17 protein-coding genes are annotated in these 21,000 nt (G+C 51.0%); 14 read left to right on the top strand and 3 right to left on the bottom strand.

What is annotated here, in order from left to right:
- The first annotated feature begins 202 nt into the window (after positions 1–202).
- The 8 genes from AC50Y3_RS20675 to AC50Y3_RS20640 all read left to right on the top strand — a co-directional run bounded on the left by AC50Y3_RS20675 (position 203) and on the right by AC50Y3_RS20640 (position 12,240).
- The gene (locus AC50Y3_RS20675; protein ID WP_494820615.1) at positions 203–1,573 is read left to right on the top strand and encodes an ABC transporter substrate-binding protein; all 1,371 of its coding nucleotides are present in this window, start codon (positions 203–205) and stop codon (positions 1,571–1,573) included.
- A gap of 114 nt (positions 1,574–1,687) precedes the next feature.
- The gene (locus tag AC50Y3_RS20670) at positions 1,688–2,569 is read left to right on the top strand and encodes a carbohydrate ABC transporter permease (protein ID WP_494820614.1); all 882 of its coding nucleotides are present in this window, start codon (positions 1,688–1,690) and stop codon (positions 2,567–2,569) included.
- Positions 2,569–3,465, top strand: a complete 897-nt coding sequence (locus tag AC50Y3_RS20665) for a carbohydrate ABC transporter permease (RefSeq protein ID WP_494820613.1) — start codon at positions 2,569–2,571, stop codon at positions 3,463–3,465. Before AC50Y3_RS20670 ends, AC50Y3_RS20665 begins: the two co-directional genes overlap by 1 nt.
- 70 nt (positions 3,466–3,535) lie before the next feature.
- Positions 3,536–5,350 (top strand): sensor histidine kinase, encoded by a 1,815-nt coding sequence (locus AC50Y3_RS20660; protein WP_494820612.1) that lies wholly within the window; start codon positions 3,536–3,538, stop codon positions 5,348–5,350.
- Positions 5,347–7,017, top strand: coding sequence for a response regulator transcription factor (locus tag AC50Y3_RS20655; RefSeq protein WP_494820611.1), 1,671 nt, complete (start codon positions 5,347–5,349; stop codon positions 7,015–7,017). The genes AC50Y3_RS20660 and AC50Y3_RS20655 overlap by 4 nt, the downstream gene beginning before the upstream one ends.
- A gap of 21 nt (positions 7,018–7,038) precedes the next feature.
- Positions 7,039–8,652 (top strand): glycoside hydrolase family 3 protein, encoded by a 1,614-nt coding sequence (locus AC50Y3_RS20650; protein WP_494820610.1) that lies wholly within the window; start codon positions 7,039–7,041, stop codon positions 8,650–8,652.
- 1,311 nt (positions 8,653–9,963) lie between these two features.
- On the top strand, positions 9,964–11,253 hold the full coding sequence (locus tag AC50Y3_RS20645; RefSeq protein WP_494820609.1) for a phytoene desaturase family protein: 1,290 nt from the start codon (positions 9,964–9,966) through the stop codon (positions 11,251–11,253).
- A gap of 18 nt (positions 11,254–11,271) precedes the next feature.
- Entirely contained in the window at positions 11,272–12,240 is a 969-nt protein-coding gene (locus tag AC50Y3_RS20640) for an RNA polymerase sigma-70 factor (RefSeq protein ID WP_494820608.1), read from the top strand.
- Between the two features lie 24 nt (positions 12,241–12,264).
- On the opposite strand, the gene AC50Y3_RS20635 is transcribed toward AC50Y3_RS20640, so the two are convergent.
- The 3 genes from AC50Y3_RS20635 to AC50Y3_RS20625 all read right to left on the bottom strand — a co-directional run bounded on the left by AC50Y3_RS20635 (position 12,265) and on the right by AC50Y3_RS20625 (position 15,030).
- Entirely contained in the window at positions 12,265–13,170 is a 906-nt protein-coding gene (locus AC50Y3_RS20635) for an ABC transporter permease (RefSeq protein WP_494820607.1), read from the bottom strand.
- Positions 13,167–13,943: an ABC transporter ATP-binding protein gene (locus AC50Y3_RS20630; RefSeq protein WP_494820606.1), complete on the bottom strand. Its 777-nt coding sequence runs from the start codon at positions 13,941–13,943 to the stop codon at positions 13,167–13,169. Before AC50Y3_RS20630 ends, AC50Y3_RS20635 begins: the two co-directional genes overlap by 4 nt.
- 82 nt (positions 13,944–14,025) lie before the next feature.
- Positions 14,026–15,030, bottom strand: a complete 1,005-nt coding sequence (locus AC50Y3_RS20625; RefSeq protein ID WP_494820605.1) for an ABC transporter substrate-binding protein — start codon at positions 15,028–15,030, stop codon at positions 14,026–14,028.
- Between the two features lie 203 nt (positions 15,031–15,233).
- Between AC50Y3_RS20625 and AC50Y3_RS20620 the strand changes: the two genes are divergently transcribed.
- The 6 genes from AC50Y3_RS20620 (at position 15,234) to AC50Y3_RS20595 (ending at position 20,987) form a co-directional block, all read left to right on the top strand.
- A complete protein-coding gene (locus tag AC50Y3_RS20620) occupies positions 15,234–16,853 on the top strand; it encodes a stalk domain-containing protein (protein WP_494820604.1) in 1,620 nt (539 codons plus the stop codon).
- 45 nt (positions 16,854–16,898) lie between these two features.
- A complete protein-coding gene (locus AC50Y3_RS20615) occupies positions 16,899–17,444 on the top strand; it encodes a histidine phosphatase family protein (protein WP_494820603.1) in 546 nt (181 codons plus the stop codon).
- Positions 17,445–17,588: 144 nt separating this feature from the next.
- Positions 17,589–18,368: a phosphotransferase gene (locus tag AC50Y3_RS20610; protein ID WP_494820602.1), complete on the top strand. Its 780-nt coding sequence runs from the start codon at positions 17,589–17,591 to the stop codon at positions 18,366–18,368.
- 49 nt (positions 18,369–18,417) lie between these two features.
- Complete coding sequence (locus AC50Y3_RS20605) at positions 18,418–18,816, top strand: hypothetical protein (protein WP_494820601.1); 399 nt, start codon at positions 18,418–18,420, stop codon at positions 18,814–18,816.
- Complete coding sequence (locus tag AC50Y3_RS20600) at positions 18,813–19,193, top strand: hypothetical protein (protein ID WP_494820600.1); 381 nt, start codon at positions 18,813–18,815, stop codon at positions 19,191–19,193. Before AC50Y3_RS20605 ends, AC50Y3_RS20600 begins: the two co-directional genes overlap by 4 nt.
- A gap of 222 nt (positions 19,194–19,415) precedes the next feature.
- The gene (locus tag AC50Y3_RS20595; protein WP_494820599.1) at positions 19,416–20,987 is read left to right on the top strand and encodes a hypothetical protein; all 1,572 of its coding nucleotides are present in this window, start codon (positions 19,416–19,418) and stop codon (positions 20,985–20,987) included.
- Positions 20,988–21,000: the final 13 nt, after the last annotated feature.

Genomic DNA, 21,000 nt, shown 5'->3' with positions numbered 1-21,000 from the left:
CAATTCTCTGATTGAAAACGCTGCCCACAGGATTTTTACCTCCTGTGGGTCGTTTATTATTATCCCTTCCTCACACGCCCGCCCAAAAGTATCCCAAGCTCGTTGTAATTTCGACCTCTTGCGTTCTTTCTGCTCCATCTATAATTCAAAGTGTAAGGAAGAGCGCTAACAAATATACGATTACACATTGGGAGGTCTTTAAATGAAAAAAGGATTTACAGTCGCGGCCGTAACACTCATGTCGGCATCTCTTGTACTTTCCGCATGCGGTTCTAAAGACGACAACACAAACAATACAGCGACTAACGCTGGGTCTACAAATACGACGAATAATGGTTCAACAAACGAAACGCCGGCAGCGAAAGACGTTACGCTTTCCCTGCGTCATACCCAAATAAAAGAAACAAGCAAAGTGCGTCTGAAAATTTTGCAAGACGTTGTAGCCAAAACAGAACAAGAAAACGCTGGTCTGAAATTCGAACTCGAAGGCATCGACGAAGTGGTTAACCGCGATCAGAAGCTGAAAGCAGAAATGGCAGCAGGCAACCCACCCGATATCTTTGAAGTATTCGGCGGCGCGGACTTGAACCTGTATGTAAAAGCGGGCCGCATGCTCGATCTGACGCCAATCATCGATGAGCTTGGTATCAAGGACAAGTTCGCAAGCTTGGATGAGTTCACAGTAGACGGTAAAGTGTACGGACTGCCATTCGGCGGTTACAGCGAAGGCGTTTTCTACAACAAGAAGATGTTCGCAGAGTATGGCCTCGAAGTTCCTAAAACATTCGCGGATCTGATCAAAGTATCCGACGCTGTAAAAGCAAAAGGCAAAACGCCATTCGCGCTTGCGGCAAAAGACGGCTGGGTTAACGGTATGTTGTGGAACACGGTGATGGAGCGTCACGTTGGCATCGATGCATTCAGCAAATTGGTGACTGGCGAAGCAAAATGGACAGATCCTGATTTCGTAGCAGGTTTCGCGGACTACGCAACATTGGTTAACAACGATTACTTCACGAAAGGTGCACTTGGCTTGCCATACGCAGAGCAAGGCGCGCAATTCCTGAAGGGCGACGCAGCTATGGTCTTCACAGGAAGCTGGGATGCCAACCGCTTCACAGGCGACGAAGCAGGCGACCTGAAAGGCAACATCGGTTACTTCTCCTTCCCGTCCATCGACGGCGGTAAAGGCGACCAATCTTCCATCAATGCGTCCTACTCCAACGGTTTCGGCTTCTCGTCGAACCTGAACGACGATCAAAAAGAGGCAGTGAAGAAATTCATCGCGAACTTCTTCAACGAAGAAATCCAAAAACGTACGCTTCTTGAAGACAAAGTACTTCCTTCCATGAAGCTGTCCGACCTGTCCGGCGTAGATCCGCTGATCTCTGATGTTCTGAACGTAATGGGCGGCGCATCGACTTCTTGGAAAGCGTTCGACGCTATCGTACAACCAAGCGTTGGCGCAGATGTAGGCGTAGGTCTGCAGGAGCTGATCGGCAAAGTGAAAAAGCCGGAAGAAGTAGCAGCGAAAATCCAAGAGTCCCAAGACAAAGCAAACGCACAAAAATAAGCGCTGAAGCAGCGGAAACGCAGCTAAGCAATCACAACTTGTATGATGGATGGAGGGTGTCCTGCCGTAACAGGCACCCTCTTTTTATACGCCTAACCTGCTAGGAGGATCCCGATGAATCAAGCGCTGAGAAACCCATGGACATATTTGGCTTTTATCGTCCCAACATTAATGCTCTACGGTCTGTTCTTCATCTATCCGGTCATTGTATCTTTCATTTATGGCTTTTATCAATGGGATGGCATTTCCGAGAAAGTATTTATCGGTATCGACAACTTTACAAGATTGATTCACGACGAAGTATTCTTGAAATCGCTCGGCAACAACTTCTATTTCATGGCTTTTTCCCTTATCGTCAATATCCCGCTCGTGTTTCTTATCGCCATTATGGTAAGTAAAGCAAGACGCATGCGCGGCTTCTATAAATCAGCTGTTTTCGTACCCGTTGTGATCTCCACGGCAACAGTCGCTATTCTGTTCGGGGTATTGTACAACTATGAATCCGGCATGATCAACCAAGTATTGCGTTCGATTGGCGGCGAAAGCTGGGCAAGAGAATGGCTCTCCGACCCCCACCTGGCGATGATCTCGATTCTGATCGCGAACGCTTGGCAGAACATTGGTTTCTTCATTGTGCTTTGTCTTGCTGCCATTCTGAATATCCCGAAGGAAATCGGCGAGGCTGCAAAGATCGACGGTGTCAACGCTTGGAGCGAAACCTGGAAAATCACCTTGCCGCTCGTACGTCCGATTCTATTCGTTATGCTGCTGCTAACGGTGTCCGGTACATTAAAAGTGCTTGATATTGTGCAAATTATGACCAATGGCGGACCATTCCAGTCTACTGAGGTTATGTCTACTTATGCGCTCAAAATAGGCTTCCGCTCTTTGGAGCTTGGCTATGGCAGTTCAATTGGCGTAGCGATGTTTATTCTAATCCTAGCGATGACGGCTATCTTGCAGCGCGTATCGAAATCCGAGGAGGTGCAGTACTAATGGATCGCGTCCTAACAAACGGCAAAATCACACCATCGAATGAGGCGGCCCATAAACTGCATCGTTCGAACAAACTACGCAATAGCCAGTGGCCCCTGCATGTATCGCTTTGGGTGTACGTCATTGTCATCCTTTTCCCGCTGCTGTGGCTGCTCCTGTCTTCATTCAAGACGAATCGGGAGATTACGGTTAATACATGGGCATTGCCATCCCAGTTTAACTTCGATAATTATAAGGCCGCATGGGAAAGCGCGCATATCGGCGTGTATGCTCTTAACAGTCTCTATGTAACGGTTGCAGCGTGTTTGCTCACGATTCTGCTTTCATCCGCAACAGCTTTTGCTTTGTCCCGGATGAAATATAAAGTGCTGAGCAAGCGCGTTTACGGCTTTATTCTAATGGGCTTGCTCGTGCCTCCTGGCGCGCTGTTCATTCCACTGTACCGTTTGGTGAACGATCTGAATCTCTACGATACGCATCAGGCGCTCATTTTGGTATACTGCACATATGCATTGCCAATTACAATCTTCATTCTGCATGCATTCATGCAATCCGTACCATCCGAGCTTGAAGAAGCCGGCATTATGGACGGGCTAAGTGCTGCGGGATTATTCGCCAGAGTGATTATACCGGTGTCGATGCCGGCGCTCGTTACCGTCTTCATCCTTGCGTTCATCGGCAACTGGAACGAATATATACTCTCCCAGCTGCTCGTCACGACAGAATCGCTGCGCACGCTGCCAACCGGCATGGCTACCTTCAATGACGGCTATCGGACGAATTTTGCATCGCTCTCCGCGGCAGTCATTATCAGCATCATTCCGGTGCTGCTCGTGTACATGTTCCTGCAGCGTCAAATTATTGACGGGATGACAGCGGGCAGCGTGAAGGGCTAGGCTTCGCACATAGACTGGGTGCGGACTCGCTCGTTTGAGGCTATAGCTGAAATGATAAAGGAGCCGTCCCATGAATCTGCGTCCGAAACTGCTGCTCGCTTTTATAGGTTTGATTGTTGCACCGCTTATTTTTCTAGGCATCGTATCCTTTCTTAATTCGGAGCAGCTGCTGGAGAAGAAGTACAGTGAGCAAACGGAGATTACGCTCAAAGCGGTGGGCGGCAATATCCGTTATTTCTTCCGCGAGCTCGATCAGCTCAGTGATATCAGCGTTACGAACGCAACCGTTCAAGATGCGCTGCGCAGCTCCCGCAACTCGGTTAACGATGCAAGCAGGCTAATCGCAATCAGCCAATATGAGAAGTCGCTCGGGAAGCTGCTTTGGCAAAATCCGGCGCTCAGTATGGTGATGCTTTACGGCGCGGACGGGACGATGTTCCGTTCTTATCGTAATGATCCGACTACGTTCAAGAACATCACTTACGATATGTTGAAGAACCACGCCATCTTTCCGGAAATAAAGCGGTATAACGGCCGGCCCATGTGGATCGGTCCTTACGAGCAGCCGGGTTTAACAGGCACCGGTGCGGCTTTATTTACGCAGCTGCGCATCGTACGGGACATGGATACGTTCAACGAATCCGGTATTATGGTGACCCAGGTCAAGACCGATGAGGTCGACAAGATGCTGCAGGATTTTACGCTAACAGGCGAACAAGAGACGCAGACTCGTTATTTGATTATCAACAACGGCGGTCTGGTCATGCTGGATAGCAAGCACGAATTAGAGGGAAGATACGCTCAAAATCAAACGCAGCTTCAATTGCAGCACACGCAGCGCTATGTAAGCTCTCGCACCATGTTCAATCATGAGGATTCTCTCGTATCGGCGTATAACCTCGACCGCAGCGGGTGGATCCTTATTTCCGTCAAATCGTGGGAGTCGCTAACGAGCGAGAGTGTGCGTTTCGTGCAGTGGATTGGCGGGATTACGCTGTTATGTTTGATTTTTGCGATTCTATTTAATATCTTCTTCGTTAGTCGGGTAGCCAAATCGATTATTCGGGTGGTTCGCAAAATGCGCCTCGTGGAACAGGGCATGATGGACACCCGCGTTCCGGCAAAAGGCAAGGACGAAACCGTACTCCTGGCCCGCAGTTTTAACAGCATGGTGGAGACGATCGGCCGTCTGCTGAGCGAGATCCGTACAGAGCAGGAACGGAAACAGCGTGCCGAAATGATGCTGATGCAAGCGCAGATCAAGCCGCATTTTCTGTTTAATACGCTGGAGTCGATCAATGCGCTGGCAGCCCAGAACGAAGGCGGCAAAATCATGCAGATGGTACGCAGATTGAGCATTCTCCTGCGAACGAGCATGCATCATTCGGAGATTATTACGGTGCGCCAAGAGATTGAACATGTACGCAGCTATCTGGAGATTCAGAAATACCGGTTCGAGGATGTATTCAGCTATGACCTGGAAATCCCGGATGAGGCGCTCGATTTTACCATTTTGAAGCTGTCCCTTCAGCCGCTTGTCGAGAACAGCATCCAGCACGGATTCGAAGGGCTTGAGCATTTTGGCAAAATTTCGATCTCGGTTCATCTGGAAGAAGGGTTGGTCATCTTCACCGTTTCCGATAACGGAATCGGCATGAATGAGGCGGCGTTGAAACGGATTAACGGACTGAGCCGCGAAGAAGAGCGGGATCTGGATCTGAACGTTGCTGAGCAAGGCGAGAGACGAGGGCTAGGCCTTCGCAGCGTCGCAGATCGGCTGCGCATTCATTATGGATCGCCATACGGTTTGCTCCTGTGCAGCCAGGAGGGGTACGGCACCATTATCCGAATAAAGATCCCACGGAACAGAGGTGAACGGATATGAACGGAAAAGTGCTGCTTGTCGATGACGAACAACATATTACTCGCAACCTAGAGAAGGTTATCCCGTGGAGTATGCTTGGGCTTGAAATCATAGGTACGGCAAAGAACGGTGTAGAGGCATTGGAGCTGCTGCAGAAGGAGCCTGCGGATTTAATACTTTGTGACATCCGGATGCCGGTCATGGATGGACTTGAGCTCGTCAGGCAGATTCGGGAGCGGAGAATGGCTTGCGATATTATTATGCTCTCGGGTTATCAGGACTTCTCGTATACGAGGTCTGCGATTCAGTATGGAGTGAAGGATTATATCCTCAAACCGATTCCTTATGATGAATTGACTGGGGTTATCGCCCGTGTCATGTCGGAGCAGCGCAATAAGCGGCAGCAAGTCAAGGAAGAGCAGCGCAAGCTGGATCGGATGATTGATTTGGCGAACGAAAAGATTTTGTACGATGTGCTGATGGATTATACGGATATTACCCCGGACAATTGGCTGATGGCCGGACAGGAGCAGCTGCTCGGGGAGCCCCAATATACGCTGCTCGTGCTTGATATCGATGCCGGTTCAGCAGATGCGCGGGACTGGCGTGAATGGCCGGACAAAGAGCGCAAGATCTGGAATTTCGCCGTCTGTAACGTGCTTCGTGAGACGCTCCAGCTGGCAGGTCTTCAGCAAGCCGTCATCCAAATGCGTGATGGCGAATGGTGCGTCTTGATCCATGGCGAGAAGGCTGTAAATAACGGAGACGGTTCTTCTGAGGCTCGTGAGCTGCAGGTGAAGCAGTGGGCTGACATGCTGCTTGCTTCTGTTCGTAGTAATGCCAAGCTCCAGCTGCATGCAGGCATTTATGATAAAGTGGCGGCGATGAATGAGCTCTCCTCTGCTTATAAAACGGTGCAGCGAGGTATGCAGCTGTCTACTGAATCGGTGCCGATCGCTGTATACAGCAGCGAGCTTACAGGCGGTTTTGATCCCGGGCGTACGCTATGGGATATAGCGGAGCGATTGATCGGTGCAATGAAGCGCGGCGATGCGGCCGGCGTGGATGAAGAGCAGAAGCGGCTGGCAGAGCAGCTGCATAAAGCGGGCGGCAGCGCGGAAGGCCGGCTGAAGCCGATGCTGCATTTTCTGGCGCTGCATCTGATGCGGGAGCTGAAGGAAGCGGATTTGCTGCCGCGTGAGCAGGAAGAAGCGATGTGGCGCAAGATGGATTTGCATTTTGGCGTGAAGGATTTGTTTGCGGCGATTCGGCAGGCTTCCAGCGAAGGCGTCGCTCGTTCGACGGACAAACGCAAGCATTCCGAGCGGCAGATGACCGATGCGAAGCAGTTCATGGACCGTCATCTGTTCCGCGATCTCAGCGTGGAAGAGGCAGCTACATATGTCGGCTTGTCGACCTCGCATTTCAGTTTATTGTTTAAGCAAACGTATGGCGAAACCTTTATCGAATATATTACGCGTCAGCGGATGGAGACAGCCAAGTCGCTGCTGCTTGAAACGCCGAAGAGCGTCGCGCAAATTGCCAAGGAAGTCGGATATGCGGAGCGGCGGTATTTTACAAAAGTGTTTATGAAGTATGCGGGGCAGAAACCGACGGACTACCGAATGGCAGTTCAGGGGGGCGGAGCGCTGTTAGCGGTCTCCGAGGAAGCTGAGGATGAGCATTAACGGGAGAGGTGCGATCGAATCATGGGAGAGCAAGTGCGGGTTGATTGGGGACAATTTAGTTTGCGGGAGAAAATCGGACAGCTGTTTGTGTTCGGATTCCACGGCCATGAGCCTTCTGCAGAGATTGAAGCGCTAATTGGGGACTACGGCGTTGGCGGCATTATCTATTTCACGCGCAATATCGTGGATGCGAAGCAGGTGCATGCGCTGTCTTCCGGTTTGATGGCTTCGGCTGAGCGTTCGGGCAGATCGCCGATGTTTATTGCGGTGGATCAAGAAGGCGGCATGGTGTCGCGTCTTGTGAAAGGCGTTACGCTGATGCCGGGCAATATGGCATTAGGCGCAGCGGGCTCTGCCGGAGGCGTATTCGAATCGGCGGCGATGTGCGGCGAGCAGCTTCGCGCACTCGGCATTAATTTGAACTATGCGCCATGCATCGACGTGAACAATAACCCGGACAATCCGGTTATTAACGTTCGCTCGTATAGCGACCGACCGGAGGTTGTCGGTGAGCTTGGTTTGGCGGCTGTTCGTGGTTACCAGCGGTCGCGGGTTTCGGCGACTGTGAAGCATTTTCCGGGACATGGCGATACAAGCGTCGATTCGCACCGGGATTTGCCTGTACTGACGCATGACCGGGAGCGGCTGGATGCGATTGAGCTGGTGCCGTTCAAGATGGCAGCCGGCGAGACGGATATGATCATGACGGCACATGTTTGTTTGCCTGCGCTTGACCCGTCAGGCGTACCTTCGACGTTATCGCAGCCTGTATTGACAGGTTTGCTGCGCGAGGAGCTGGGGTATGAAGGCGTCATCGTGACGGACTGCTTGGAGATGAATGCCATCGACAAGTTCTATGGTCCGGAGCGCGGCGCTGTTATGGCGCTGCAGGCAGGCGCGGATATGGTGCTGATTTGCCACACGGCCGAGAAGCAGCGTGCGGCCATTGAAGCGGTTATTGCCGCAGTTGAAAGCGGCGAGCTGACCGAGGCGCGCATCGATGCTTCGTTGGCGCGCATCATGCGCTTGAAGGAGCAGCGCGCGGTAGGCGAGGCGCTTGCGCCATGGGCGGAGGTTGAGCCGACGCTGGATACGCCGGACCAACAAGCCGCCGCGCGTCACTGGAGCGCGGCTTCCGCGACGCTTGTGAAGAACGATCGCGGCTTGCTGCCGCTGCGGCGCGAAGCGAAGACGCTCGTGCTCTGGCCCGAGATCGTGACCGTGTCGGAAGCAGACGAGCTGCTGACCGACGACGGTACACTCGGGGGCCGACTCGCGGCGCGCATGCCGCATGTAACGGAGCGGCGCGTAAGCGATGCCGACGCGCTGCATGATCTTGCGGCGTTCGAGCAAATCGTGTTCGTGAGCTATGACGCGGCGAAGCACGAGGACGAGCGCGAGCTCGCTGCGCGGCTGCTCGCGGAAGCGGGAGATCGCACGGTTGCGGTATCTGTCCGCAACCCGCTCGATCTGCTCGTGTACCCGGACGTATCGGCGTTCCTCGCCGTATACGAATGCCGTCCACTCGCGCTGGAATCCGCCGCGGGTGCACTGCTCGGCGAGTTCACGCCGACAGGCCGACTGCCGCTGACTCTGTCAGCGCAGTACCCGTTCGGCTGGCGCTGGGGCGAATAGGATTTTGATCGTTGAGAGAGAGCTGCACCGGCCTTGGGCCGATGTGGCTTTTTTTTATTTGTGTTGCTGGAGAAGCAACACAAACCCCGCCTCTCGCCGGAGGCTGAGAGTCGCAAAACGCGACTCTCAGCGGCGAAATCGCGCGAGAAAAAAGCTGAGAGTAGGGAAATCCAACTCACAGCCCCCGAACTAACCGAATTCCACCTCCGCCGGAGGCTGAGAGTCGCAAAACACGACTCTCAGCGACGTAACCGCGCGAGAAAAGAGCTGAGAGTAGGAAAATCCAACTCTCAGCCCCCGAACTAACCGAATTCCGCCTTCACTGGAGGCTGAGAGTCGCAAAGCACGACTCTCAGCGGCGAAATCGCGCCTAAAAGGAGCGAAGAGTTTGAAAATCGGACTCTCAGCTCCCGAACTAATCGAATCCCGCCCCGCTGGAGTCTGAGAGTCTCAAAACGTGACTCTCAGCTACGAAACCACCTCAAAAAGGAGCTGAGAGTTCGAAAATCGGACTCTCAGCTCCCGAAACTAACCCAACCCCACCTCCGCCGAAGGTGAGAGTCTCAAAACGCGACTCTCAGCTACGAAACTGCCCCAAGAAGTAGCTGAGAGTTCGAAAATCAAACTCTCAGCTCTGAAGCGAAATAGGTCAATGCAAAATAGGCAGATATAACGCTTAAAGCGCTAGTATGGAGCATTGAGCAACACATCGTCGGAAAAGTGGTTGAATGAGAGAAAGAGTAGCACCAGGAGCAACACGTTGTCGGAAAAGTGCTGGAATGAGAGTAAGAGTAGCAGAGCAACACATCAATGGAAAAGTAACCAATGAGAGAAAGAGTAGCTCCATGAGCAACACATTATCTTAAAAGTAACCAAATGAGAGAAAGAGTGGCTCCATGAGCAACACATTATCTTAAAAGTAACCAAACGAGAGAAAGAGTAGCACTAAGAGCAACACATCTTCGGAAAAGTGGAAGAATGAGAGAAAGAGTAGCTCCACGAGCAACACATTATCTTAAAAGTAACCAAATGAGAGAAAAGAGAGGTACCAGGTACCTCACATGAGCAGATATGCGGCGAAACGAGACAAAGAGAGATACTAGGTACCGCACATCTGCAGAATATCAGCGAAATGAGAGAAAGAGCGGTACCAGTTACCGCACGCGAGATGAAATTCCGGCAGAAACCACATAAGAAGCTCTCCCAGAGATCTACATGAAATCGACCGGTCATTTTTTTTCTCCAACCCTGTCACAAAACCCCCATCTCCCCCGCCTTAACTGATGAAAGCAATCAGGGAGGGTGACAATAATGAATAAAACCTATGACACAGCCGTGATCGGCGGCGGATTGGCCGGATTCATCGCAGCGATAAAAGTGGCACAGAGCGGCCGCTCTGTTGTCCTGCTGGAGAAGTCGAGCCGCTTCGGGGGCCGGGCGATGACGAACCACAATAACGGTGTTTATCTCAATTTAGGTGGGCATGCGCTATATAAAGCGGGCCGCGCAAATCGTGTTCTGCAAGAGCTGGGAATACGGGTGGAAGGCGGAAAGCCATCTACAAAAATGAACGCCATCTGGAACAATCAGCTCGTTCCGATGGGGGCAGACCCGATTGGCATGCTGAAGACGAAGCTGCTCACTTGGTCCAGTAAAATGCAGCTTATGCGTCTGATGGTCAAATTGACTCGTTTAAACGCAACGAACATCCCCGCATCGAGCATTCGGGAATGGGCGGAGCGCGAAGTGCAGGATCCGATGGTGAGGCATGTATTCTACGCGCTGTGCAGGACAGCGACGTATGCTTTTGATCCGGATCATCAGCTTGCCGGGCCGGCATTGGGACAAATTCAGCGCTCGCTCAAAGGAGTAGTCTATCTGCATAAAGGCTGGCAGACGATCGTGGATCAACTGCGTAACAAAGCGCAGCAGATAGGTGTGCATATCGAAGCGAGCAAGTCGGTGAAGGAAATCACTCATAAGGAAGGCAAGGTTACAGGGCTCGAACTTGGAGACGGCACAGCGATTTCCGTAACGAACGTGATCTGCACAGCCTCCCCTTCCGAAACGCATAAGCTTGTGTCCGGAGCCGATGCGACGGTATTAGAACAATGGAAAACAGAAGCCGTCGCTTCCATGGCAGCCTGCCTGGACATCGGACTGTCGAAGCTGCCGGTCAAAGAGCATGAATTTGCGCTCGGCCTCGATCAGCCGATCTTCTTCTCCAATCATTCGGCCCATGCCACAATGAGCGATACCGGTGCGGTTGTGGTCCATTTGATCAAATATAACGGTCCCGGCGAAAGCGATCCAAAAGCGGATGAGCAGCAGCTGCTGCAAACGATGAACTGGCTGCAGCCGGGCTGGGAGAACGAAGTTCTCGCGAAGCAATTTCTGCCTAATATTACGGTCACGCACGGTTATCCGCGCATCGGTCAGAAGTCCAAGAACATCGGTCCGGCTGTTCCCGAAATTCAAGGCTTATATGTCGCAGGAGACTGGGCCGGCCATGGCGAATTGCTTGCTGATGCTTCGGCCGCAAGCGCCGTTAGAGCAGCGGAAGCCATCGCGCATTCACGAAGTTTGGCTGCTGCGAGGTAACAACTGGGAGGTGCGAACATGAACACAGAATCTAGCGATGGAGCATCGACAGCGGAAGATTATACGACCTACCGGCCGCTCTTGTTTTCATTAGCTTACCGGATGCTCGGCAGCGTAATGGATGCGGAGGATGTGGTGCAGGAGGCTTTTTTGTACATGAGCATGAAGAAGCCGGAGCATGTAACGAGCATGAAGGCTTATTTATGCAAAATCGTCACGAACCGCTGCATCGATCTGCTGCGTTCATCTCGCAAGAAGCGGGAAGTCTACGTTGGCCCGTGGCTGCCGGAGCCGCTTGTCCGAGATTCTTCGCTATCTTCCGAAGAGCCGGATGACCGCTATCTTCAGAAGGAATCGATATCAACGGCATACTTGCTCTTACTTCAGCAGCTTTCTTGGGTGGAACGAGCTGTATTTCTGCTGCGCGAAGTGCTGCAGTACGAGTATGACGAGATTGCAGAGATTGTAGGCAAGAGCAGCACGAATTGCCGGCAAATTTTCCGCAGAGCCAAGGTTGCCATCAGTCGAATTCCAGAGCAAGATGATGAGTTGAAATCATCGCTGCAAACGACCCCAATCGCACAACAGCAGCTATCACAGCCGCCGGTCACCGAGAAAACATCAACAATCGTAGAGCAGTTCGTGCAAGCCCTGATGACCGGGAATATGGGGCAATTGCTCAGCGTTGTCCATGCGGATGCGGTACTTTACTCAGATGGCGGCGGTAAGGTGAAAGCAGCGATTCGTCCGATTGTGGGCTCCGAGCGCATTGCGGCATTCTTCTTCGGCCTGCTAGCTAAGCTGCCGCAAGATTATACCTATACCTTGTCCGAGGTAAACGGAGAAACCGGCATTGTCGGATACGATAGTGATGGACAGCCGAATAACGTGCATTCTTTTGCGATTACAAATGGCCAAATCTCATCGATCTATGTTGTCGTCAATCCCGATAAACTTACCCATATAGCGCCTGCTGCAGACCGGTAGTCCTACCGGTGCAGCCCAAACCCATTATCGTCTTCTATTGTTAACTCTGGATTCGATGGCTGCTACGATTTGGTACATGATGGTTGCAAAAGCAGCAATGATAAATAAGCTCGCAAGAACGAGGGTAAAGTTAAACACCTGGAAGCCATAAATAATTAAGTAACCCAGCCCTTCCTTGGCTACCAGAAATTCGCCTACAATAACCCCGACCCAAGCCAGACCGACATTTACTTTAAGCGTCGACACGATAGCGGGGAAGGAAGCGGGCAGAATGACTTTGCTGTACGATTGTGTTTTTGTGGCGCCGAATACCTTTACTACCTTCACATAGTTGGCGTCAACCTCATGAAAGGCGTTATAGATGACCAGAGTCGTAATGATGACGGTTATCGAAAGAATGGTTGCGATGATGGAGAGTATGCCGGAGCCGAGTGCCACGATGAACAGAGGACCGAGCGCTACCTTAGGCAGGGAATTCAGCACAACAAGATACGGATCGAGAACGCGAGCCAGAAAAGGACTCCACCAGATGATCGTTGCAATCAGCAGGCCGCATAACGTTCCAAGTGCAAAACCGGCCGCTGTTTCCGCCACCGTAACACCAATATGAGGCAGCAGCGATCCATCCATTGCTTTCGTGTACAATAGCTTAATGATTTTGCTAGGGTAACTGAATAGGAAGACATCGATCAGCCGAGCTCTCCCCGCATACTCCCAGGAGCCTAGGAAGAGGGCAAGCAGCAATACCTGAGTGATGTGGACGATGAGCTTCTCTTTATTTCTTGCTCGTTTGAATGCCTTATAGATGAGCTGCGGATCGACATTGCTCCGCGGTTCTTTGTTTTGTTCGATTCCAGATTGCTTCGATCCAGACTGTTCTGATCCAAATGGTTCATTCCCCGATTTGTCGTTCCCCATCGGTGTATTCATCTCCTTCTCTCCAACGCTTCGAACTCCTTCCGCACAATCCGAAACCACTCCTGAAACCCGTCTTGCTCACGCGCGGCAGTAGGTGTCATTTCCGCCAAATAAGCAGGGATGGCTATCTCGCTCTTGATCCTTCCCGGATTAGGCGCAAGCACAATGACTCTGTCGCTCATGGCGATTGCCTCGGCGATATCGTGGGTGACGAGCAGCGAGGTTTTGCGGCGGGATTTAAGCGTTTGGGAGATCAGGTTCTCGAGCTGCAGCTTCGTTTGAAAATCAAGCGACGAGAACGGTTCATCCAGAAACAAAATATCCGGTTCTGTGGCCAACGTTCGAGCAAGCGCCGCGCGCTGCCGCATGCCGCCTGACAGTTCAGCGGGATATTTGCCGGCAGACTGGCCAAGTCCGAGCTCTTCCAACAGATGAAGGGCGAACTCTTTCTTCTCGCGAGTGAGCTTGCCCATGATTTCCAGACCAATCGTCACATTCTCGCGAATCGTCCGCCACGGAAACAGAAAGTCCTGCTGCAGCATATAGCCGATTTTCGACGTCGGACCGGTGACGGGCTGCCCGAGGATCGAAACCTCTCCTTCGGTTGGAGGAATGAGGCCGGCGATGATGGATAGCAGCGTTGTTTTGCCGCAGCCGCTTGGACCGACGAGGGACACAAATTCGCCGCTCCTGATCGACAATGCAATCCGATCCAGAGCTAGCGTTGCTCCTTTCTCATTGACGTACACATGCGTAACATCCTTTACTTCCACGACAGGAATCACGACGGTCACTCCTTCCCTACGCTTGAAGAGGCCGCACGCAGGCGGCCTATCTTTCAAGTCCTTCAAGTCTTTCAAATCCTCGTTACTTCACATTCTTAATCGCTTGTTCCGCAAACGTATTGTTAACCAGCTTGCCGTAATCTGCCGGAGCATCCAGCTCGCCGGCCGATTTCATCACATCCTGCAGATTGGCCCATTCGGTTTCATCGATGATAGGGTCAGTTGCATAAGAGCCTTGATCTTTATACCGCTTCACAACGCCGCGGATCAGCTCAATGTCCGTGTCCGGGAAGAATGGCGCGACGGCATCGGCGATTTCATTTACACTATGCTCTTGCACCCATTTTTGCCCTTTGTGAACCGCATTCGTAAACTTCTGGACCGTATCCGGATTGTCATCGATGTAGCTTTGTTTGGTCATGAACACGGTATAAGGCAGATGGCCGCTCTCCGTACCGAATGACGCAACGACATATCCTTTGCCTTGCTGCTCGATCATGGTAGCTGAAGGCTCGAAGAGCTGAACGTAATCGCCAGTACCCGATGTGAAGGCCGGAACGATGTTGGCAAACTCTACATTTTGAATAAGCTCGAGGTCTTTCTGCGGATCGATGCCGTGTTTCTTGAGGGTGAATTCACCGGCCATTTGCGGCATGCCGCCTTTGCGTTGGCCGAGGAATTTGGACCCCTTCAGCATGTTCCAATCGAAATTGTCGACCTTGCTGCGGGAGATGAGGAAGGTGCCGTCGGTTTGCGTTAATTGAGCGAAATTAATGACCGGATCTTCCGAGCCTTGAAGCGATACATAGATGGATGTTTCTGAGCCTACCAATGCCACATCAATGTTGTTGCTGAGCAGTGCCGTCATCGTTTTATCTCCGCCCGGCGTTGTGGTCAACTCTACGTCCAGCCCTTCATCTTTGAAAAAGCCATTCGTAATAGCGACGTACTGCGGTGCATAGAAAATAGAACGTGTCACTTCACCGATTCGAACCTTGGTCGGTTCCGACTTTTTCCCGCCGCAGCCTGCCAGCAGAAGCGCTAAGCTGATGGCGATGACCGAAAGCCTCATCATACTTTTTCTCATGTAAACCCCTCCATAGACTTTCTGCAAACACGCCGGGGGCAGCTTGCCGTGCAGAAAAAATAAGTATGTTCTCATGCTATGCGGATGCCCAGAAACGGTGCGTATAAATGGGATTGATTGGATTATTTATGGAAGGGATTGGACGGTTACTGTCGAATTATGGGATATAAGGCGACAAACATTTTTGAAGGGATGAATGGAAAATGAGAAGGCAGAATCAAGCCGGAAGGTTATCGGTGCTCGCAATGGCATGGGCAACGATGTTCCTTCTAGCAGCCGTAATACAAATGCCGGTCAGTGCAGCGGCAGCCCCGGTATCGCAGAAGATTGCAACAGCAATTGTGGTAGTCATCGATGGCAAGCCGCTCCAATTATCGACAGCAGCCCCGCTTATGTACAAAGGCAGTCTCATGCTGCCAATGAAATCGATTATGGATGCGCTGGGTGTCCAAACGGCGATCAAGCTGGGCAGAATCGATTTGACGCGCGGATCGACCAAATGGAGCGCACATGTGAACGACACGATGCTTCAAACCGCTAAGCAGAATATTCGGCTGAGTCAGGCTCCGGTTATATTGAACGGACGTTTGTACGTCTCGGCAAGGCTGGTTTCGATCGTGAGCGGGAAGAACGTGAGCTACGATTCGAAGCAGCAGAAGGTCATCATCGGGTATAGCGAAGCCGATTTGAAAATCTATCAGCGCACGCTGTTTGAAGCTGCAATGAGCGGAGACGCTGCGACGATTGAGCGGATGCTGGATCGCGGCGTCGACCCGAATCTCAAGCTGGTCAGTATGTTCGGAAATAATGTTCCGATTGAATATACGGTGTTGAGGAACAGTACGGAAGGGACGCGAGTGCTGCTGGAGCACGGTGCGGATGTCAAGCTTTCGTCGAGGGATTTGGTGTCGGAGGCGATATTGAATCAGAATGCAGAACTGTTAGACCTCCTATTAACACAAGGATATACCGTAAATAAAACGAACCGCGATGGTTATACCTATTTGGATTCCGCATCCGGTGTCATTGGTCGGTCCAGCAATGAAAGCCTATATGTGAACCAATATCCGAAAGTCGAGATCGTGCAAACTCTGCTCGCACATGGTGCTGATCCAGGCCTCGATAACTCCCTGTATGCAGCGATTCAGTGGTCGAGCTATCCCATTGTTCAGCTGCTTCTCAAGGCCGGCGCCGATCCCTACAAGGAAAATCTGAATCACGATACGCCCTATCGTATGGCTGCTTCTCTCGGCACGACCAAATGGTTAACGATTCAAGAGAAACAGCCGATCATTCCAGAGCTGCGCATCGTCGATGCTCAGGGAACTCCGGTTGAGAGCGGTACACTTTATGTGCAGTCCGCTGAAGGCAAATTCGACCGCGACCGCTGGGTGAACTGGGAAGGACTCACCGCATATGCGGACTTGCCTGACGGACTCTATACCATTGTAAGTGTCAGGAGTTACCGCACGACCAGTGTACTGAACAAGCAGATTCGTGTGCAGAACGGACAGTTTGAGAACGCGACGCTGCAGCTGCAGAAACCGAATGTGACCGGAACGGCTGTATTCGAGAACGCATCCGTTAATCGGTCCGGCCAGGTGAACCTCTATAATGACCATAACAGTTACATTTGCGACGTCGTTCTGAACAATGGGAAATTCGAGCTCTTCCTGCCGCCGGGAACGTACAGCTTCGGCCAATACTTCGACTATACCGGTGAAACGTATGCGGCTAAAGGAATGTTGACCGTTCCCGCAGAGGGTTCCATCACGGCTAATTTAACCGTGTCGGCGAGCAAGTACGTGTATCCGCAGAACTAAGCGAAACCTTTCTACGAAGGGAAAGTAGCGAAATTGGGAGGCCTTATGAGAATATTCGCCGTGAGGCACGGTCAAACCGAATGGAATGTGGAGCGGCGCATCTGCGGAATCACGGACATTCCTTTGACGATGAGAGGCATTGAACAAGCGAGCGCGCTGGTAACGAGCCTATCCGAAGCGAAGATCGATATAGTTATTTCATCTCCGCTCATCAGAGCAAGACGAACCGCTGAGATTCTCTCCGATGCGATAGGCAAAACCTATGTCGTGGATGATAGACTCACGGAGCAGAACTATGGCAAATACGAAGGTGTTCTGCGTGACGATGCCGATTTTCTTGAGGCGAAGAAACATTTTCCGAGCAAGCTTTCGGGCGGAGAATCCCTATTGCAGGTAGCGCAGCGCGTCTATAATCTACTCGATGAAATCGTAGCGAAGAACAAAGGCCGGCGTGTATTGCTAGTCACTCATGGCGGGATCTGCAGAATGATCCATGCTTATTTCAATGAACAATCGAATGAGGCGTACTCTAGCTTTCATACCGGAAATTGTGAGCTTAGATCATACGAAGTGAAAGTAGGCGAAATTTAACCGAATACCAAGAGAATGTGCCGCATTACGCAAAGAGAGACGCTCTTATGCCGATGCGGCTTTTTCTTTGGGAGAATTTTAACGCCACTACCCCATGATATGGGATACAATACCAATTACAATGCCTTAGTGAGGTGCCGCAAAATGAAAGCTGGCGAATTGGTTGGCAGAGGCAATACAGCGGATGTCTATGAGTGGGGCAAGCATGAGGTTATTAAACTTTTTCATCATGCCCATGAAGCACCCAATGAAGCGAAGAATGCTGCTATTATTTCGGAGCTGGCTATACGGACACCGCGGTTCGGCGGACTTATCGAGTATGAAGGCCGTTCCGGTATCGTCTATGAGCGAATTAACGCACCTTCCATGCTAAGCAGAATTGAGCCCAATCGCGAGAGCATTATCCACTATGCGAAATTGATGGCGGAGCTTCAATTTCAGCTTCATGATCTGAAGGTTGATTTTACCCCGAATCTGAAGCAAGAGATGCTGAAACATACGATGGCAGGCACCGAAATTACGGATCGCCAGAAGGATCGAATTATGGCAGTGCTTCGGCAATTGCCCGAAGGTCAGGCGTTATGCCACTATGATTTTCACCCGGGCAACATTCTCATGGCGGAGGATGGACCTGTTATTATCGATTGGATGAACGTGTTAATCGGCGATAAGATCGCGGATGTGAGCCGTACCTCAATGATGCTAGCATCAAATTCTTTACCACCGGAAGCGCCAAGCTGGCTGCAAGAGGGGCGGAAGCTTTTTCATGAGGTTTATAAGGAAGCCTACATAGCTTTAAGTGGAGTAAAGGCAGATGAGCTGGAGACGTGGAGGCTTCCTACTTTGGCCGTTCGTATCCATGAATTGGTTGGCAAGGAACAAGAAGAAATCATTGGATTGCTGCAAGAATTATTGAAGGAATAAATTCGACTATGAAGAGGGGCTGAATATCATACTGCGGCCGCGTTATCTCGTGTTTCCCATCCTTATTCTCATTGGAGGACTGTGCTGGTATTTCAACTCGCCCAAATCCGCGGAGGATTCGATCATCAAGCTGTCGAGCGATATCCAAACCATCTATTATGACGATTTGAACGATGGCGTTGTGAAGCACAGCTCGATTCAGATGAATAACGAAGATCAGCATGAGCTGATGTCGATTCTTACAAGTGTTTCTTATTATCGCAGATTAGGCTCAACCAATATTCGAAATGATGGGAAGACGCTGCTGATCACTGTCGTTACGAAGGATAAGCGTAATTTCCAAATCGATATCAATGAACATGGCTATGTCGTTCGAGATAATAAGAAATATCAGGTTAATTCAACCCTCTATGATCGCTTATATGAATGGTTAGGAGAAGCAGCATGACGGCCAAGAAGCTTATTGTACTAGTAGGATTGATGTTCATAATGGGATGTTCATCGCCCAAGCTTGTTCAGCCCGACTCTCCGGAAAATGTGGCTATGCTCGTGAAACAGGCAATCGATCATCAGAATTTGCAGCAATTGAATTTGTACTTCACGGATGCGCTGAAGGGCACCCTTTCGATGGACGATTTAGGTCAATTGAAGGAAATCTCCGCGACCGGAGCCGAACTGCGAACCTATAGCTATTTGAGGATGGACGATGAGATTCTACTGCTGGATATTGTGAAAGACCCTGACTCAGACATGTACAAGGTACAGGATATCATTCAAGTGCCGGAAGAGAGCAAGGCGATGTTTGATCTAACTGCAGTTAAATAAGCTGCGATATCGGATCCAATCGAACAAGAGTGATGCTGGTTAAGTAAGGCAGCCGGTATCACTCTTTTCTTGTGCCCAAACAATAAAAAAGTGTAAATGTTCAAAATAGGGATTCCATTATTCAGAAATGATGGTAAATTAGGAATATACATTTCTGGTAACGATACCAGAAATGAGACAGACAATGTTACATGATGACTAACGATGATCACGGAGGTAGACATGAACCATTCGATGTTTAACGGAAGTATCAGCCGGGAGGCTCTGGAAGGCTATCTGTCCAGGGCGGTTACGGCCGCAGATTTGGTCAACAGCACTACATTGGACGATGACTTGAGGATGATCAAGAATATCGGGGCTAAGTTTCTGGGACGGGCTTCGGGCGTATGGCTGCTGGAAGCTGATGATGCGGAGCATTTCCGGAAGTCCAGGACGCTTGCTGAACGTGTACATGAAGTCGATCCGGACATTATGCTGCAAACTTGCATTTTCGAAGCTGTTTTCCAAGATGTAGAGAAGATCAAGATCCCGGATTGGGTGTTCAAGGCTTTCCATTTGCCGGCCGAGGATCGCACTTTCCGCATTACGGATATGCTGTTTGACGGGAAACCGCAAGGGTTCGTCTGGGATGACGGCGGCGGTATTCCGAATATGAATAAGCTTGAGACACAGTTCTGGTTCTATTACCGGGCGGTAAACTATATCGATGCCGGATATGAAGCGATTCATATGGGGCAGATTCACCTCTATACTGCTGAAGACATCGGGCTCAAGAAGACGGTCTCATTATTCCAAATGATAAGGGATTATGCGAGAAACCATGCGCGGCGTGGGATTGTGCTGCTGGATGCCCATACGCACGGCGTGAATATAGACGGCCGTTTGCTATTTGATCTTCATTCCATGCCCTACTCCCGGATGCCGATTCTAGATGTACCAGGTGATAAGTTGGCACTGGTGCAAGAAGGATTCAGCGAAGGCGGCGTGACGCCCAGCGGATGGAGCTGCGAATCTTTACCGATGCTGATGGAGCTCGACAATTGGGGCGGCAAATTCTTCGATGAGCAGGACAAGATCCCAAACGAACGCAGAGCATGGCAGGAATGGTGGGGCTACGATCAGATAGCCTGGTTCGCATCGCAGGATGAAGAGAGCCGCAACCGGTTTCTTGAATACGCCTTCAAATGGACGGCTGTAAACAATACTAACGCTTATATGCAGATGCCGATTCGAAGAACGTTGGGCAGTTATCATGCTCCAATGCCGACTGGCCACGCGTCTGGATTAGAGCTTTCAAACTGCTATCAGGCGAATCGAGCAGGCCAAGGCTGCCCGCTTGGTTTCGGACAGGAAGAGAAGATCCGAACGCTCTGGCAATCGGAACAAGATCTGAGGCAACGAGCGGGCAATCCGCTGCCGAACACCTCCTATGGGGCAGATGACAGCTATGATCCCGAGACAGGAATCAAACTTCCGGCTCGCGTCATCCTATACGGAAGCTTCCAGCATCATGTTGGTGCGTTCAATCATGATTCCAATAGCGAAACGACGCGGATGTACTACATCGGCAATGGCATCTATCGGCGCGCCTTTGTCATGCCGTTCAAAGGTTCCTACACCTATGCGGTGGCACCATACGGTACGTTGTCTCAAACCTATTCGATTGACGAATATCCGCGGAGCGGGTCTTCGACGAAAGCGACGATGGACATTGAACGAGATAACACGGTTATTGAATTTGTCTTTGATTTCATGAAGCGGAGTCTCACGGTTCAAGTGATCGAAGGAATGTAAAGCGATCCTACTG

This window comes from Paenibacillus sp. J22R98, from assembly GCF_059383835.1.
Note: the sequence above shows the minus strand (reverse complement) of the source record. Positions and strands in the feature narration are given on the sequence as shown.